The sequence below is a fragment of the Bartonella taylorii 8TBB genome (assembly GCF_902825155.1).
Classification (GTDB): Bacteria; Pseudomonadota; Alphaproteobacteria; order Rhizobiales; family Rhizobiaceae; genus Bartonella; species Bartonella taylorii_A.
Map to the genome: position 1 here is coordinate 1 of NZ_CADEAG010000047.1, position 743 is coordinate 743.

The window sequence follows — 743 nt, forward strand, 5'->3', positions numbered from 1 at the left end:
ATCAAACAACAGGCAGTAAAAGAGGTTAAGCCCACCAATCAGAAGGAGTTTATCCCTTATGATGAAGAACTTACTCTCTATGCCAAAGCGGACAAAACAGTACAAGCTGGGCAAGCAAGTATAGTCGTTGAATTCGTGACTAATCACTGAGAGGTATTTTGATGACACGTCATTATATTCGGGTTAAGACCGGAGGACCGATACCTGTAAAGCGAGATGTTTATCGCCATAAGAGAACACTTTCGCACCTTGTGTCGGTCATTCAAGATGAGATTGATGACATAGCAGATGAGTATGTTCATCAAATCCAAGAAAGTATTTTTGCAGCCATTCGTTTTTGTGAACGGGAGACCTTTTACTTTAACGAAAGCCGAGATGTGGTGATTGCGACACGGGCGGGACAAGGTGTTTATGATGCAAGCACTACCCGCCATATCGAAAGAGCTGTTAAAATCAAAAACGTTTATCTGAGTTCGATAACATATTATGCATAAAAAACTAATAAAGTCAATAGGTTGTGTGAAATTATTTTATATGAATCCACTTAAGAATCCATCTTTTTATGCGTGTTTAAATTGACCATTTTTTATATAAGATTACCATGTATGAATAGAGCATAAAAAGAAAATCATGATGCAAATATTATAACGCATGTGTTATTCAAATGAAATGAAAAGCAGCTATCATTCATAACAGTTCATAAATTTTATGATACGTTTTTATCACTCAAAAATCGCATTGTT

1 pseudogene is annotated in these 743 nt (G+C 35.9%); it reads left to right on the plus strand.

Features of this window, described 5'->3' with window-relative positions:
- Window positions 1–161: 161 nt before the first annotated feature.
- Window positions 162–476: pseudogene (locus tag J7R13_RS08555) on the plus strand (hypothetical protein); the annotation flags it as partial.
- Between the last annotated feature and the right edge of the window lie 267 nt (window positions 477–743).